General features: G+C 73.4%; 13 protein-coding genes. 5 read left to right on the forward strand and 8 right to left on the reverse strand.

The features are described from left to right. Nucleotides 1-72: 72 nt before the first annotated feature. A complete protein-coding gene (locus tag ACFRMQ_RS25940) occupies nucleotides 73-888 on the reverse strand; it encodes a DeoR/GlpR family DNA-binding transcription regulator (RefSeq protein ID WP_380733035.1) in 816 nt (271 codons plus the stop codon). A gap of 105 nt (nucleotides 889-993) precedes the next feature. Between ACFRMQ_RS25940 and galT the strand changes: the two genes are divergently transcribed. Next, a complete protein-coding gene (gene galT, locus ACFRMQ_RS25945) occupies nucleotides 994-2,127 on the forward strand; it encodes a galactose-1-phosphate uridylyltransferase (protein ID WP_380733036.1) in 1,134 nt (377 codons plus the stop codon). Beyond that, nucleotides 2,124-3,254 (forward strand): galactokinase, encoded by a 1,131-nt coding sequence (galK, locus tag ACFRMQ_RS25950; protein WP_380733037.1) that lies wholly within the window; start codon nucleotides 2,124-2,126, stop codon nucleotides 3,252-3,254. The genes galT and galK overlap by 4 nt, the downstream gene beginning before the upstream one ends. 29 nt (nucleotides 3,255-3,283) lie before the next feature. Here galK and ACFRMQ_RS25955 read toward each other — a convergent pair whose 3' ends face one another. Beyond that, a complete protein-coding gene (locus ACFRMQ_RS25955) occupies nucleotides 3,284-3,946 on the reverse strand; it encodes an NADPH-dependent F420 reductase (protein WP_380733039.1) in 663 nt (220 codons plus the stop codon). A gap of 187 nt (nucleotides 3,947-4,133) precedes the next feature. On the opposite strand from ACFRMQ_RS25955, the gene ACFRMQ_RS25960 reads away from it, so the two are divergent. Both ACFRMQ_RS25960 and ACFRMQ_RS25965 read left to right on the forward strand, forming a co-directional pair. Then, nucleotides 4,134-4,907: an SDR family NAD(P)-dependent oxidoreductase gene (locus ACFRMQ_RS25960; protein WP_380733040.1), complete on the forward strand. Its 774-nt coding sequence runs from the start codon at nucleotides 4,134-4,136 to the stop codon at nucleotides 4,905-4,907. A 64-nt stretch (nucleotides 4,908-4,971) separates the two neighbouring features. Further along, on the forward strand, nucleotides 4,972-5,817 hold the full coding sequence (locus ACFRMQ_RS25965) for a helix-turn-helix domain-containing protein (protein ID WP_380733048.1): 846 nt from the start codon (nucleotides 4,972-4,974) through the stop codon (nucleotides 5,815-5,817). Nucleotides 5,818-5,895: 78 nt separating this feature from the next. Here ACFRMQ_RS25965 and ACFRMQ_RS25970 read toward each other — a convergent pair whose 3' ends face one another. The 4 genes from ACFRMQ_RS25970 to ACFRMQ_RS25985 form a co-directional block, all read right to left on the reverse strand. Next, a complete protein-coding gene (locus ACFRMQ_RS25970; RefSeq protein ID WP_380733041.1) occupies nucleotides 5,896-7,656 on the reverse strand; it encodes a hypothetical protein in 1,761 nt (586 codons plus the stop codon). A 133-nt stretch (nucleotides 7,657-7,789) separates the two neighbouring features. After that, nucleotides 7,790-8,410 carry an L-threonylcarbamoyladenylate synthase gene (locus ACFRMQ_RS25975; protein ID WP_380733042.1) on the reverse strand — a complete coding sequence of 207 codons (621 nt, stop codon included), beginning with the start codon at nucleotides 8,408-8,410 and terminating at the stop codon, nucleotides 7,790-7,792. 172 nt (nucleotides 8,411-8,582) lie between these two features. Further along, nucleotides 8,583-9,311, reverse strand: a complete 729-nt coding sequence (locus ACFRMQ_RS25980) for a hypothetical protein (protein ID WP_380733043.1) — start codon at nucleotides 9,309-9,311, stop codon at nucleotides 8,583-8,585. 261 nt (nucleotides 9,312-9,572) lie between these two features. Continuing rightward, nucleotides 9,573-9,995 (reverse strand): Fur family transcriptional regulator, encoded by a 423-nt coding sequence (locus ACFRMQ_RS25985; RefSeq protein ID WP_380733044.1) that lies wholly within the window; start codon nucleotides 9,993-9,995, stop codon nucleotides 9,573-9,575. Nucleotides 9,996-10,217: 222 nt separating this feature from the next. Here ACFRMQ_RS25985 and katG point away from each other — a divergent pair, with 222 nt between their 5' ends. Beyond that, nucleotides 10,218-12,434, forward strand: a complete 2,217-nt coding sequence (gene katG, locus ACFRMQ_RS25990; protein WP_380733045.1) for a catalase/peroxidase HPI — start codon at nucleotides 10,218-10,220, stop codon at nucleotides 12,432-12,434. A 69-nt stretch (nucleotides 12,435-12,503) separates the two neighbouring features. Here katG and ACFRMQ_RS25995 read toward each other — a convergent pair whose 3' ends face one another. After that, nucleotides 12,504-13,199, reverse strand: coding sequence for a response regulator (locus ACFRMQ_RS25995; RefSeq protein ID WP_380733046.1), 696 nt, complete (start codon nucleotides 13,197-13,199; stop codon nucleotides 12,504-12,506). Further along, nucleotides 13,199-14,340 (reverse strand): sensor histidine kinase (locus ACFRMQ_RS26000; RefSeq protein ID WP_380733047.1); only part of this gene is annotated, 1,142 nt, incomplete at its 5' end. The genes ACFRMQ_RS25995 and ACFRMQ_RS26000, both read right to left, overlap by 1 nt.

Below are 14,340 nucleotides of genomic sequence, written 5' to 3' on the forward strand. Positions count from 1 at the left end.
CGAGAAGTCGGCCCGGCCGACTTCTCGCGCCTGACGACGGCCGGCCCCGGGCCGACGCCCGGACCTGACGGGTCAGTACGCCTGGACAGCCGCTGCCACGATCAGCTCGCCGACCAGTTCGGCCGCCGCCGTCCGCTGCTCGGCGGGCAGGGCGTCGTCGGTGACCAGGACGTCCAACTGGTCGAGGGCGGCGAAGGAGGCCAGGCCGACCGCGTCCCACTTGGTGTGGTCGGCCACCACGACCACGCGGCGGGCGGAGCGGAGGAAGGCGCGGTTGGTCTCCGCCTCGGCCAGGTTCGGGGTGGTCAGCCCGGCCTCGGGGGAGAGGCCGTGGCAGCCCAGGATCAGCAGGTTGACGTGCAGTGAGCGGATCGCCTGGTCGGCGACCGGTCCGACCAGCGCGTCCGAGGGGGTCCGGACGCCGCCGGTGCGGATCACCGTGGCGGTGGACGGCGTGCCGTCCTCGGCGGGCTGTTCGAGCAGGTCGGCGATCCGCAGCGAGTTGGTCACCACGGTGAGGCCCTCGACCGCGCGCAGCTGCCGGGCGACCGCGAAGGTGGTGGTGCCGCCGGACAGCCCGACCGCCGAACCGGGCGGTACGAGTGCCGCCGCGGCCCGGGCGATCGCCTCCTTGGCGGGCAGCTCCCACCGCGCCTTGGCCTCGAACCCCGGCTCGCCGGTGGCCGGCGCGTCGACCCGCACGGCGCCGCCGTGCACCTTGTGCACCAGGCCGCGCCGCGCCAGCGCGTCCAGGTCGCGGCGGACCGTCATGTCGGAGACCCCGAGGTCGCGGACCAGCTCGGTGACCCGGACCCCGCCCCGGGCCCGGACCTGCTCCAGGATCAGCACACGGCGCTGTTCGGCGAGGGGCTGGGCGCTGTCAGCCATCGGGAGGCCTCCTTGGACCACTTCTGGTGAGCGGTTCTGGTGGATATTGTTGGAGAGTGTAGCTTTCTGTTTGATTCCAATGGCTTCACTCGAAGGAAGAAGGCCATGCCCGGGATGTCCCCGACCCAGACCGGCACCGTCAGGACCGCGACCACCCTCGCGGACGGTCGACAGCTGATCTACTACGACAGCGGCGCCGCCGCCCCCCGCGACGCCGTGGACGAACGGCCGCTCGACCCCCAGGCCCCCGGCTCGGAGATCCGGCTGGACCCGGCCACCGGCGACTGGGTCACCATCGCCGCCCACCGCCAGGCGCGCACCTACCAGCCGCCCGCCGAGGAGTGCCCGCTCTGCCCGTCCCGGGACGGGCGGCTCAGCGAGATCCCGGCCGAGGACTACCAGGTGGCCGTCTTCGAGAACCGCTTCCCCTCGCTGGCCGGGATGCCCGGCGAGGCCGGGGGACTGCGGACCGGAGAGCCCGCCGGCGAGGCCGGAGGACTGTGGACCGGCGGCCCCGGCACCGGACGCTGCGAGGTGGTCTGCTTCACCGCCGACCACGACGCGTCCTTCGCCGACCTCACCCCCGAGCGCGCCAGGCTCGTCCTGGACGCGTGGACCGACCGCACCGCCGAACTCTCGGCGCTGCCCGGCGTCCGGCAGGTCTACTGCTTCGAGAACCGGGGCGCCGAGATCGGCGTCACCCTCGCCCACCCGCACGGCCAGATCTACGCCCTGCCCTTCACCACCCCGCGCACCGCCCGGATGGCCGCCCGGGCCACCGAGCACCGGGCCGCCACCGGCCGCAACCTCTTCGACGACCTGCTCGCCGCCGAACGCTCCCACGGCGGACGCGTCGTCCTCGCCGGGGAGCACTGGACGGCTTTCGTCCCCTTCGCCGCCCGCTGGCCGTACGAGGTGCACCTCCACCCGCACCGCCGGGTGCCCGACCTGACCGCCCTGGACGCCGGTCAGCGGGACGAATTCCCCTCCCTCTACCTGGAGTTGCTGCGCCGCTTCGACCGGCTCTTCGGCACCGGCCGCACCCCCTACATCTCCGCCTGGCACCAGGCGCCGGCCGGGCAGCGCGACGAACTCGCCCTGCACCTGGAGCTGTTCACCATCCGCCGCACCGCCGACAAGCTCAAGTACCTCGCCGGGGTGGAGTCCGGCATGGACGCCTTCGTCAACGACATCACCCCCGAGGACGCGGCCCGCCGACTGCGGGAGGTCGCGGCATGAGGACGTTCGAGCAGCTGTACGGCCGTCCGGCGGAGGGGGAGTGGGCCGCCCCCGGCCGGGTGAACCTGATCGGCGAACACACCGACTACAACCTGGGGTTCGTCCTCCCGATCGCCCTGCCGCAGACCGTCCGCGCCCAGGCGGCCCGCCGGGCGGACGGGCGGCTGCGGCTCTGGTCCGCCCAGAGCGACGGGCCGGTCGTCGACCTCCCGGTCGCCGAACTGGCCCCGGGCTCGGCGCCCGGCTGGACCGGCTACCCGGCGGGCGTGGTGTGGGTGCTGCGCGAGGCCGGACACCCGGTCGGCGGAGCGGACCTCCGGCTGGACAGCGACGTGCCCGGCGGCGCCGGGCTCTCCTCCTCCGCCGCGCTGGAGTGCGCGGTCGCCGCCGCGTACAACGACCTTTACGGGCTGGGGCTTTCGGCGCCGGAGCTGGCGGTACTGGCGCAGCGGGCCGAGAACGCCTTCGTCGGGGTGCCCTGCGGGATCATGGACCAGATGGCGTCCATGTGCTGCCGCCCGGGTGCCGCGCTGTTCCTGGACAGCCGCGATCTGACGATGCGTCAGGTTCCGGTGGACCTCGCGGGTGCGGGCCTCGCGCTGCTGGTCCTGGACACCCGGGTGAAGCACGACCTCGGGGACGGCGCCTACGCCGCGCTGCGGGCCGGCTGCGAACGCGCGGCCGCGCTGCTCGGGCTGCCCGCGCTGCGCTCGCTCCGGCCCTCCGGACTGGCCGACGCGCTGGGCCGACTCCCCGCGGAGCTGGTCCCGCTGGTGCGCCACGTGGTCACCGAGAACGCCCGGGTCGAGGACGCCGTCGCCCGCCTGGACGCCGGCGACCTCGCCGCGCTCGGCCCGATCCTCACCGCCGGACACGCCTCGCTGCGCGACGACTACCAGGTCTCCTGCCCGGAGACCGACCTCGCCGTCGAAGCCGCCCTGGCGGCCGGCGCCCACGGCGCGCGGATGACCGGCGGCGGCTTCGGCGGCTCGGTCATCGCCCTGGTGGACGCGGCGGCGGCCGGGCGGGTCGCCGCCGAGGTCACCGCCGCGTTCCGCGCGGCGGGGTACGCCGAGCCGCGCACCCTCACCGCCGTCCCGGCGGAGGGGGCGCGCCGGCTCGGGTGACGCGCCGGCCCGGGTGACGCGTCGGGGCCCTACGCCCGGTGGGCGGCCGGGCGCTCCGGGGAGGCCTCCGCGAGCGCCCGGGTGACCGCCTCGACACCGGCGCGCAGCCCGTACACCGGGGTGGCCGGCTGCTGGCGCCAGGACTCGTCGATCCCGCCCGCGTCCACGGTGTCGAAGCCCAACTCGTCGACCAGCGCCCGGACCACCCGCTTGGCCGCCTCGTCGTCCGAGGCCACCGGCACGGCGAGGCGCTCCTGGGCGCCCGCCGGAAGCGGCCGGTCCAGCAGGTCCTGGGCGTAGGTGCCGTTGAGCACCTTCACCACCCGGTGCCCGAGGTGCTGCTCCGTCCAGCGGCTCTCGGTCAGCCCGCCGTCCTCGATCGCGTCGATCCGGCCGTCGCGCTCCTTCGGGTAGTAGTTGCCGGTGTCGATCACGGCGACGCCCTCGGCGGCGCCGTCCAACAGCCCGGCGGGCAGGTCCGGCACGCTCTTCAGCGGCACCGTCACCACCACGACCTGCGCGCCGTTCGCGGCCTCGGCGGCCGTCACCGCCTTGGCCCCGGTCTCCTCGGCCAGGTCCTTGAGCGTCTCCGGGCCGCGGGAGTTGGCCACCGCCACCTCGTGACCCAGCGCAGTCAGCCGCCGCGTCAGGTTGCCGCCGATTTTGCCCGCGCCGATGATGCCGATCTTCATGGGGAGTCCCTCTTCGCGAGTGCCGTGTTGCGACCTTCGCCTTGGCCCAACCAGCCGTCGACTGCTCCGATTCCCGGTGCGGAGGGTGGTTCTCCCGGACCCTGGTTCCGCCGGACCCTGGTTCTCCCGGACCCCGGGTCGGAGCGGGCCTGGTGCCGCCCCGGCGCACCCGGCGAGGGTGAACACCATGAACCACACCACCTCCTCCGACTCCACCGTCCTGATCACCGGCGGCACCAGCGGCATGGGCCTCGCCACCGCCCGGCACCTCCTCGACACCGGCGCCCGGGTCGTCGTCACCGGCCGCGACGACGCCCGGCTCGCCCGTGCCGCCGCGCTGCTCGACGCCGGCGACCGGCTGCTCGCCGTCCGCGCCGACGCCTCCGTACCGGCGGACCTCGCCCGGCTGGCCGACACCGTGGGTGAGCGGTACGGCAGCCTCGACGGGGTCTTCGCCAACGCCGGGGTGGCGGGCTTCCACCCGGTGGGCGAGGTCACCGAGGGCGAGTTCGACCGGATCGTCGCCACCAACCTCAAGGGCGTGTTCTTCACCGTCCAGCACGCCCTGCCGCTGCTGGACGCGGCCGGCGGCGGCTCGGTCGTCCTCAACGCCTCCTGGACCCCGCACCGCGGCATGCCCGGCGCCGCCGTCTACGCCGCCGGCAAGTCCGGCGTCCTCAGCCTCGCCCGCACCCTCGCCGCCGAACTGGCCGGCCGCGGCATCCGGGTCAACTCGGTCAGCCCCGGCTACATCGTGACGGAGATGTTCCACGCGGCCGTCCCGGACCAGGCCGACCACGAGCCGATCCGCCGCCAGGTCCCGCTCGGCCGGCTGGGCACGGCCGAGGACATCGCGGAGACGGTCGCCTTCCTGCTCTCCGGGCGCTCCTCGTACATCACCGGGCAGGACGTCGTGATCGACGGCGGCCTCGTTCCGGGCTTCCCGTCCCTGACCGGCTGAGCCGGCCCCTCCTCCGTGCCTGGCCCTCACAGGACCAGGCACGGAGGCACCCGTCCGGGTGAGAATCCGTACCGTGAACCCGAGCAGCGCCCTGAGCGAATTCCTCCGCACCCGCCGCGCCCGCCTGCGCCCCGAGGACGTCGACCTCCCCGACTACGGCGGCCGGCGCCGGGTCGCCGGGCTGCGCCGCGAGGAGCTCGCCCACCTCGCGGGCGTCAGCGTCGACTACTACACCCGCCTGGAACAGGGCCGCGTCGGCAACCCCTCCGACGCCGTCCTCGACGCCGTGGCCCGCGCCCTGCGGCTGGCCCCCGACGAGTCCGGCCACCTGCACCGCCTCGCCCGGCCGGCGGCCCGCCCCCGGCGAGCCGCCGCACGCCAGCGCCCGCGCCCCTCCCTGCTGCACCTGCTGGAGCAGCTCAGCGACACCCCGGCCGTGGTGATGGGCCACCGGATGGACGTCCTGGCCTGGAACCGGGCCGCCGTCGCGCTGTTCGGTGACTACGGCGCGCTGCCCGTCGAGGACCGCAACATCGCCCGGATCACCTTCCTCGACCCGGCCTCCCGCGAGCTCTACGCCGACTGGCCCGCCTGCGCCCGGGAGAACGTCGCCTTCCTCCACCTGGAGGCCGGCCGTCGCCCCGACGACCCGCTGCTCGCCGAACTGGTCGGCCGGCTCTGCCTGGGCAGCGAGGAGTTCCACCGCATGTGGGCCGAACACCCGGTCGCCGACAAGACCTCCGGACGCAAGTCCTTCCACCACCCCCTGGCCGGCACCCTCGACCTCGCCTACGACACCCTCCGCCCGGCCGACGACCCCGGCCAGGCCCTGGTCACCTACACCGCCGAGCCGGGCTCGCCCTCGGAGGACGGCCTGCGGCTGCTGCTGTCCTGGGCGGCCTCGGGGTGACGTTCCGGTGGGCCCGTACGGGAGACGGGGCGGTGCTCCGTGATGGAACACCGCCCCGCCCCCGGACCTGCCGGTGGGTCAGATCGACTGGTAGTAGCCGGCCAGGTCGATGATGAAGTCGACGTCCTGCCAGCCCTGGTTCCAGATGTCGATCATGCCGCCCTTGCCGCCCGCGGTCTGTGCGACGCCCGCGACGGTCTGGCCGGCCGTCCAGTTGAGCGTCGAGGAGACGGGGCGCTGCGGCACGGCCGGGGTGCCGTTCTGGTAGTCGGACCAGAAGTTGGGGTCGGGGGCGACCGAGAGGAAGCCCGGGCCGCTGGTGTTGGTGACGGTGGTGTTCAGCACCCAGCCGTCGACCCGGGGCTCGCGGGTGTCGGCCTCGTACCGCATCGCGTAGAAGCTGCGGGCGGCCAGCGGGGCGGCCTTGCGGCCCCAACTGTCCTTGCGGCTGTCGACGAGCCGGAGCGCCGAGTAGCCGGGGACGTAGGCGGCGCGGCTGTCGGGGGTGAAGTAGCCGACGACGTCGAGCACCACGTCGGCCGGCTTCCAACTGCCGTTGCGGATGGAGATCTTGCCGTCCGCGCCGAGCGGGACGATCGCCGCGTTGGCGACGGTCTGGCCGCCGACGAAGTTCAGGGTGGAGGTGCTCGGTGCCGCCTGCCCGGCGGGGTAGGCGGTCAGGTGGCCGGCGTCCTGCGGGCCGGTGACCGTCAGGGTGACCGCCACGGCGGTGGCGTTGTTCGGCACACCGTTGCGGCCGGCGACGGCGACGTCGAAGCTGCTCAGTCCGGGGGCCTGGCCCTTGGCCGTCCCGAGGCCCTCGCGGGTGTCGACGGCGCGCACCTGCGGCATCGACTTGTAGCCGCTGGCGGTGGTGGGGGTGAAGTAGCCGGTGACGTCGGCGAGCAGGTCCACCGGCTGCCAGCCGGCGTTGAACAGGTAGACGTAGCCGTCCTTGACGCCCGAGATCACCATGTTCGGCACGGTCTGGCCGGCGGCGTAGTTGAGGCTGGAGGTGTCCGTGCTCTCGGCCAGGTCCTTCAGGGCCGCCGTCGAGATGTGCCCGTCCGCCGTGGCGTTGGTGACGGTGACGTTGAGCACCACCGCCGAGACGTCGGCGGGCACCTGGGCGACGCCGGCGACCTTCAGGGCCACCGTGCCGCGGGCGGGGACCTTGGCCTGGGCGGCGCCGATGCCCGCGCGGGTGTCCAGCAGCCGGGTCGGCGCGTGCGGGGTGAACTCGCCGCCCCCGGTGACGATCCGGAGCGAGTTGGAGGCCTCCTGGCCGAGCGTGGTGTCCTTGATCGTGACCTTGATGTCGTAGGTGCCGACCGCGGAGTACCGGTGCTTGTTGGTGCGCTGGTCGGAGCCGAAGCCGGAGGCGGTGAGGTCGGCGGTGTAGGTGTCCGTCTTCCCGTCGCCCCAGTCGATGGTGACCTCGAGCGAGGAGCTGTCGTAGGCGGAGACGTAGGTCCGCATCTCGACGCCGTGCGCGTCGCCGGCGAAGGCGTCCAGGCTGATGTACGGGTACCAGTTGCCCTGTGCGCCCTGCGCCGGCGCCGCCAGCCCGGCCCGCCCGTCGGCCGCCCGCCCGTCGGCCTTCTGTCCGTCGGCCTTCGGCGAGACGACCGTCCGCTCGGCGGGGCTGCTGAACGTCTTGCCCGCCAGCTTCCGCACCGCGTCCGTCTCACTCGCGGCGGCCCCGTTCGCGGTGGGCGCCCCCTCGGCCGGTGCCCCCTTGGCGGGTGCCGCCTTGGCCGGCGGAGCCGAGGGCCCCGCAGCCTGGGCGATCCCGGGCGTGACGCCCACACCGGCCGCCACCAGGGCAGCAAGAACCACAACTCGGCGATTACGCACCGATTCCCCCCACAGATGTGTCAATGATCGAACACTTGTCGCACTGTTCACGAGCATGATCAGCGTACAGGTCGTGCAAGGAGAAGCAGGAGCGGATTAACGGCGCCCGGACCGGTCACTCGAAGCGGCTGGGATCCCCCGCACCGCGCCGGACGATCTCCGGCTCACCGCCCGAGAAGTCGACGACCGTCGTCGGGACGGTCCCGCAGTCGCCCGAGTCCACCACGGCGTCCAGCACGTGGTCGAGGCGCTCCTTGATCTCCCACCCCTGGGTCATCGGCTCGTCCTCGCCGGGGAGGATCAAGGTGCTGGACACCAGGGGCTCGCCGAGTTCGGTGAGCAGCGCCCTGGTGACGGTGTGGTCGGGGATCCGGACGCCCACCGTCTTCTTCTTCGGGTGCATCAGACGGCGGGGCACCTCCTTGGTGGCGGGGAGGATGAAGGTGTAGCCGCCCGGTGTCGCGGCCTTGACGGCGCGGAAGACGTTGTTGTCGAGCTGGACGAACTGGCCCAGCTGGGCGAAGTCCACGCACATCAGGGTGAAGTGGTGGCGGTCGTCGAGACGCCGGATCGCCCGGATGCGGTCCAGGCCGTCGCGGTTGTCCAGGCGGCAGCCCAGGGCGAAACAGGAATCGGTCGGATACGCGATGAGGGCGCCGGAGCGGAGGCTGTCGGCCACCGTGCCGATGGTGCGCGGCTGGGGGGACTCTGGATGCACGTCGAAGTACTTCGCCATTCGGCCGACCCTACGGGATGCCCGCCGCTCGCACCGGGAGGAGGCGCCGTCGGCCGGACACGAGCCGTGTCGGCCGCGCCGGTCGCCGCGTCACCCCGGCGGTCCGCCGCCACCCCGAGCTCCGCGGCCACCGGCGGCAGCAGGTCCCGACCCCGCCTCCCCGGCGGGCCGGCTACAGGGTCCGGCGCACGCCCGCCTGCTGCTCCAGCCGGTGCAGTTCGCCGGCCAGGCCGGAGTGCATGGCGTCCAGCACCGGGCCGCTGCGCCCGATCCACAGCACCTCCTTGCCCCGCAGCTCCTCCAGCATCAGCGCGTAGGCGGCGTACATCGCGACCGCGGCGAGCAGCAGGCCGAGCGCCCCGGCGACGTACCCCAGCCAGGTCACGCCCGAGACGCCGTGGAGGCCCGCGACGAAGTAGCGCGGCACGGCGATCACCAGGAGCAGCCACAGCACCTTCTTCGGCCTCGCCACCGAGGCCATCAGGGCGGCGAAGACCGTGAACACCAGGTTCATCACGCCCAACACCTGTGCCCCGCCGTGCGAGCCCGACGCCGTGACCAGGCCGTTGGCCAGCCAGGCGCCGGCGAACCCGCCCATCAGCGTGGCGGCGATGACGTCACGGGCGCCGAACGCGAGGATGCTGACGAGCAGTTGGAGCACGAAGGCGGAGAAGAGGGTGAGTGCCACGGCCTGCCGGTGCGCACTGTCGATCAGGCCGAGCTGGAGGCTGCCGGCCACGGTGGAGGAGATGGCCACCGTGAAGAAGCCCAGGGGCATCGGCGAGGCGATGGGCCGCAGGTTGACCCGGGTCATGGCGTGCAGGTAGGGCTCGGCTCCGGTGCCGGCCACCGTCGGGTCCGGGTCGCGTACGAGCCGCTCCTCGTTCGTCACTGCCGTCATCATCTCGCTCCTCGCTCTTGCCACTTGGCGTTCTCGGGGTGGCCGCCGGCGGTGCGGCGGCCGGAATCGCTCCACGAGGCTATGAACGGGGGGTCGAGGGGAGTTGTCCTGGTGCGTACGGTCGTTGTCGTGCCGGTGCCCGATGCCGGTGCCCGATGCCGGTGCCCGATGCCGGTGCCCGATGCCGGTGCCCGCGGCTTCTCGGCGCCTTCCCGGAGTCCCGCCGCCCCAGGACCGGCCCGTCCTGGGGCGCGACCTCGATCAGCCGGTGCCGTGGGCGCAGTCCGGGCACAGCCCCCGGTAGGTGACCTCCGCCTGGGAGACCGCGAAGCCGAAGCGCTGTTCGGCCGGGAGGTCGGTCAGCGGGTTGCCGAGCGGGTGGACGTCGCGGATGGCGCCGCAGCCGGTGCAGATCAGGTGCTGGTGCGGGTGGTGCGCGTTCGGGTCGTAACGCTTGGCGCGCCCGTCGGTGGCCACCTCGACGACCTCGCCCAGGGTGACCAGTTCGCCGAGGGTGTTGTAGACCGTCGCCCGGGAGATCTCCGGCAGGCGTTCGGCGGCCCGGGCGTGCACCTCGTCGGCGGTCAGGTGCACGTGCTCGCCGTCCAGGACCTCGGCCACGACACGCCGCTGGGAGGTGAGGCGCCAGCCGCGCCCGCGCAGCCGCTCCAGCAGGTCACTCATATCGGTTCACCTATTCAGGTCAAGGGGAAGACCGGAGTTTACCAATTCACTTCCGGTGTCTTCCGGTTCCCGATCGGATATGGGCTTGGTGTCATTCTTGACTTGGATTCCGTCCATCGTAGGATCGGCTCCGGCGCTAGCCTGGAGAAGAACAGCAGGAACAGTAGGCACCCCAGGTAGCAGAGAAGACACCGTGATCCGCCTTGTGAGGGAAGGATTCCCATGTCTGACATCCACGATGCAACCGGCGCGGAGGCGAACGCGGAGGGCTGCCCGGTGATCCACGGGCGGGCACCGCACCCCACCCAGGGCGGCGGGAACCGCCAGTGGTGGCCGGAGCGGCTCAACCTGAAGATCCTCGCGAAGAACCCCGCCGTGGCGAACCCGCTCGGTGAGGACTTCGACTACGCCGAAGCCTTCGAGGCCCTCGACCTGCCCGCCGTGAAGCGGGACATCCAGGAGGCCCTCTCCACCTCGCACGACTGGTGGCCGGCCGACTTCGGTTACTACGGTCCGTTCATCATCCGGATGGCCTGGCACAGCGCCGGCACCTACCGGATCAGTGACGGGCGCGGCGGCGCCGGCGGCGGCCAGCAGCGCTTCGCCCCGCTGAACAGCTGGCCCGACAACGCCAGCCTGGACAAGGCCCGCCGCCTGCTCTGGCCGGTGAAGAAGAAGTACGGACGCGCCCTGTCCTGGGCCGACCTGATCATCCTGTCCGGCAACGTGGCCCTGGAGGGCATGGGCTTCGAGACCTTCGGCTTCGGCGGCGGCCGGGTCGACGAGTGGGAGCCGGACGAGGACGTCTACTGGGGCCCGGAGAACACCTGGCTCGGTGACGAGCGCTACACCGGCGACCGCGAGCTGGAGAACCCGCTGGCCGCCGTCCAGATGGGCCTGATCTACGTCAACCCCGAGGGGCCCAACGGCAACCCGGACCCGATCGCCGCCGCCCGCGACATCCGCGAGACCTTCTACCGGATGGCGATGAACGACGAGGAGACCGTCGCGCTGATCGCCGGCGGCCACACCTTCGGCAAGACCCACGGCGCCGGACCCGCCGACAACGTCGGCCCGGCCCCCGAGGGCGCGCCGATGGAGCAGCAGGGCCTCGGCTGGAAGAGCGCCTTCCGCACCGGGGTCGGCGCCGACGCGATCACCAGCGGCATCGAGGTCATCTGGACGGCCACCCCGACCACCTGGGACAACAGCTTCTTCGAGACGCTGTTCGGCTACGAGTGGGAGCTCACGGAGAGCCCGGCCGGCGCCCACCAGTGGAGGCCCAAGGACGGCGCCGGCGAGGGCACCGTCCCGGACCCGTTCGACCCGGACAAGCGGCACGCCCCGAACATGCTGACCACCGACCTGTCGCTGCGCTTCGACCCGGTCTACGAGCCGATCTCCCGGCGCTTCCTGGAGAACCCGGAGGAGTTCGCCGACGCCTTCGCCCGCGCCTGGTTCAAGCTGACCCACCGCGACATGGGCCCGGTGGTCCGCTACCTCGGCCCGGAGGTCCCGAGCGAGCACCTGCTCTGGCAAGACCCGCTGCCGGAGGCCGGCTACCAGCAGGTCGGCGCGGCCGACATCGCCGACCTCAAGCGCCGGATCACCGCCACCGGCCTGTCCGTCTCCGAGCTGGTCTCCGCCGCCTGGGCGGCCGCCTCCTCCTTCCGCTCCAGCGACAAGCGCGGCGGCGCCAACGGCGGCCGCGTGCGGCTCCAGCCGCAGATCGGCTGGGAGGTCAACGAGCCCGACAAGCTGGCGACCGTGCTGCGGGCCCTGGAGGGCGTGCAGCAGGAGTTCAACGCCCAGTCCGGCGACAAGCAGGTCTCGCTCGCGGACCTCGTGGTGCTGGCCGGCGGCGTCGGCGTCGAGCAGGCGGCCAAGGCGGCCGGCCTCGCCGTCGAGGTGCCGTTCGCGCCCGGCCGGGTGGACGCGACCCAGGAGCTGACCGACACCGAGTCCTTCGCGGCGCTGGAGCCCAAGGCGGACGGCTTCCGCAACTGGGTCGGCAAGGGCAACCGGCTGCCGGCCGAGTACCTGCTGCTCGACAAGGCCAACCTGCTGGGCGTCAGCGCGCCCGAGCTGACCGTGCTGGTCGGCGGCCTGCGGGTGCTGGGCGCCAACCACGGCGGCTCCGCGCACGGTGTGTTCACCGAGACCCCCGGTGTGCTGACGAACGACTACTTCGTCAACCTGCTGGACCTGGACACCAGTTGGAAGGCCACCTCGGAGGACGCGCACACCTTCGAGGGCCGGGACGCCGCGGGCCGGGTCAAGTGGACCGGCACCCGCGCCGACCTGGTGTTCGGCTCCAACGCCGAACTGCGGGCCGTCGCCGAGGTGTACGGGGCCGACGACGCCAAGGAGAAGTTCGTCGAGGACTTCGTCGCGGCCTGGGTCAAGGTCATGAACGCGGACCGCTTCGACCTCGCCTGATCGCGGTAGGTCCGGTGGGAGCCCGGGTGGTCGACCGACCACCCGGGCTCCCCCGCGTCCCCATGAGGCCTACGCCTGCCGGTGTTCCGCCGAGCCCACGCTGACCAGCCCGGTCTCGTACGCCGCGACCACCACCTGGGCCCGGTCCCGCAGGCCCAGCTTGCCGAGGATGCGGGCCACGTGCGTCTTCACCGTCGCCTCGGACAGCCCGAGCCGGGCGGCGAGTTCGGCGTTGCTGAGGCCGCGGGCGAGCAGCCCCGTCACCTCCAGCTCGCGCGGGGTGAGCGTGCCCAGTTCGCGGTGCGGGGTGGCGGCGCCGGCCTGGTCGGCCGGGCGGGCGAAGCGCTCGACCAGGCGGCGGGTGATCGCCGGGGCGAGCAGCGCGTCCCCGGTGCGCACCAGCCGGACGGCGGCGGCCAGGTGTTCCGGGGTGACGTCCTTGAGCAGGAAGCCGCTGGCCCCGGCCGCCATCGCCGCGTAGACGTAGTGGTCGAGGTCGAAGGTGGTCAGCATGATGATCCGCGGCTGCTGCCGCGCGCCGTCGGCCAGGATCCGGCGGGCCGCCTCCAGCCCGTCCAGGCCGGGCATCCGGATGTCCATCAGCACCACGTCCGGCCGGCAGCGCCGGACGGCCGCGACGGCCTGCTCACCGTCCTCGGCCTCGGCGACCACCTCGATGCCCTCCGACTCCAGGATCAGCCGGAACCCGGTGCGGACCAGGGCCTGGTCGTCGGCGACCACCACCCGCAGCGACTGCTCGTTCATCAACTCTCCAGGGGGACGAGGGCCGTGACGCGGTAGCCGCCGCGTGGCCGGCGGCCGGTGTGCAGGGTGCCGCCGTAGACGGCGAGGCGTTCGCGCAGGCCGAGCAGGCCGCGTCCGTTGCCGGTGGCGGCGGCTCCGGTGGGGCGGCCGCCGGTGTCGGTGACCTCGATCCGCAGCCGGTCCGGGGCGTACTCGACGGTCACCTCCGCGGCGGCGCCGCCCGCGTGCTTGACGGTGTTGGTGAGCGCCTCCTGGACGACCCGATAGGCGGCCAGCTCGATTCCGGGCGGGACGGGCCGGCGCTCGCCGTGGACGGCCAGCTCGACCGGCAGTCCGGCCCGCCGGACGCCTTCGACCAGGGCGTCCAGGCGGTCGAGGCCGGGCTGCGGGCTGAGGCCGGCATCGGCGGCCGGGGCGTCGCCGGTCTCCGCGTCGATCGTCAACAGGCCCATCACCTGCCGCAGTTCGGTCATCGCCGCGCGCCCGCCCGCCTCCACCGCGGCCATCGCCGTGCGGGCCCGGTCCGGGGAGCTGTCCAGGATCTTGCGGGCGGCCCCGGCCTGGATCGTCATCATGCTCACGTTGTGGGTGACCACGTCGTGCAACTCCCGGGCGATGCGCGCTCGTTCGAGCTCCACCGCGCGCCGCAGCGCGGCCAGCTGCGCGCTCTCCAGGGCGGAGAGCCGCTCGCGGCCCTCGTCCACCCGGCGGCGCCACATCCGCAGTTCGTAGGCGACCGCGAACACCGGCACCAGGACCAGGACGGCCATCACCCCGTTGGGGAAGTGCGGCAGCTTGGCCTCGGAGAACAGCAGCACCAGCGCGACGGTCGCGGCCGGCAGGCTCAGCAGCAGGGGCGTCGCGCGGCGCCCGTAGGCGGCGGCGCTGTACGCGGCGACGATCACCGCCACGCCCGCCGAGTAGGCGATGTCCTCGGACTGGTGCCGCACCAGCAGCGCGGCCGGCAGCACCGCCCACAGCACCGACAGCGGGTAGCGGCGGCGCAGCACCAGCGGCAGCGGGACGAGCGGCACGAGCACCAGCAGGAGGCCGTGGCGGGCCGGGTGGCCGGGGTTCTCCGCGATGGTCGCGTAGCGCCCGCTGGTGAGCGCGAGGAAGAGCGCCAGGGCCAGGTCGAAGG

Source organism: Kitasatospora sp. NPDC056783, from assembly GCF_042789895.1.
Lineage (GTDB): Bacteria > Actinomycetota > Actinomycetes > Streptomycetales > Streptomycetaceae > Kitasatospora.

What these genes read in the sequence shown, in the direction of transcription:
- ACFRMQ_RS25940 (WP_380733035.1), bottom strand. Translation starts at nt 888, where the DNA reads ATGGCTGACAGCGCCCAGCCCCTCGCCGAACAGCGCCGTGTGCTGATC.
- galT (WP_380733036.1), top strand. Translation starts at nt 994, where the DNA reads ATGCCCGGGATGTCCCCGACCCAGACCGGCACCGTCAGGACCGCGACC.
- galK (WP_380733037.1), top strand. Translation starts at nt 2,124, where the DNA reads ATGAGGACGTTCGAGCAGCTGTACGGCCGTCCGGCGGAGGGGGAGTGG.
- ACFRMQ_RS25955 (WP_380733039.1), bottom strand. Translation starts at nt 3,946, where the DNA reads ATGAAGATCGGCATCATCGGCGCGGGCAAAATCGGCGGCAACCTGACG.
- ACFRMQ_RS25960 (WP_380733040.1), top strand. Translation starts at nt 4,134, where the DNA reads ATGAACCACACCACCTCCTCCGACTCCACCGTCCTGATCACCGGCGGC.
- ACFRMQ_RS25975 (WP_380733042.1), bottom strand. Translation starts at nt 8,410, where the DNA reads ATGGCGAAGTACTTCGACGTGCATCCAGAGTCCCCCCAGCCGCGCACC.
- ACFRMQ_RS25980 (WP_380733043.1), bottom strand. Translation starts at nt 9,311, where the DNA reads ATGACGGCAGTGACGAACGAGGAGCGGCTCGTACGCGACCCGGACCCG.
- ACFRMQ_RS25985 (WP_380733044.1), bottom strand. Translation starts at nt 9,995, where the DNA reads ATGAGTGACCTGCTGGAGCGGCTGCGCGGGCGCGGCTGGCGCCTCACC.
- katG (WP_380733045.1), top strand. Translation starts at nt 10,218, where the DNA reads ATGTCTGACATCCACGATGCAACCGGCGCGGAGGCGAACGCGGAGGGC.
- ACFRMQ_RS25995 (WP_380733046.1), bottom strand. Translation starts at nt 13,199, where the DNA reads ATGAACGAGCAGTCGCTGCGGGTGGTGGTCGCCGACGACCAGGCCCTG.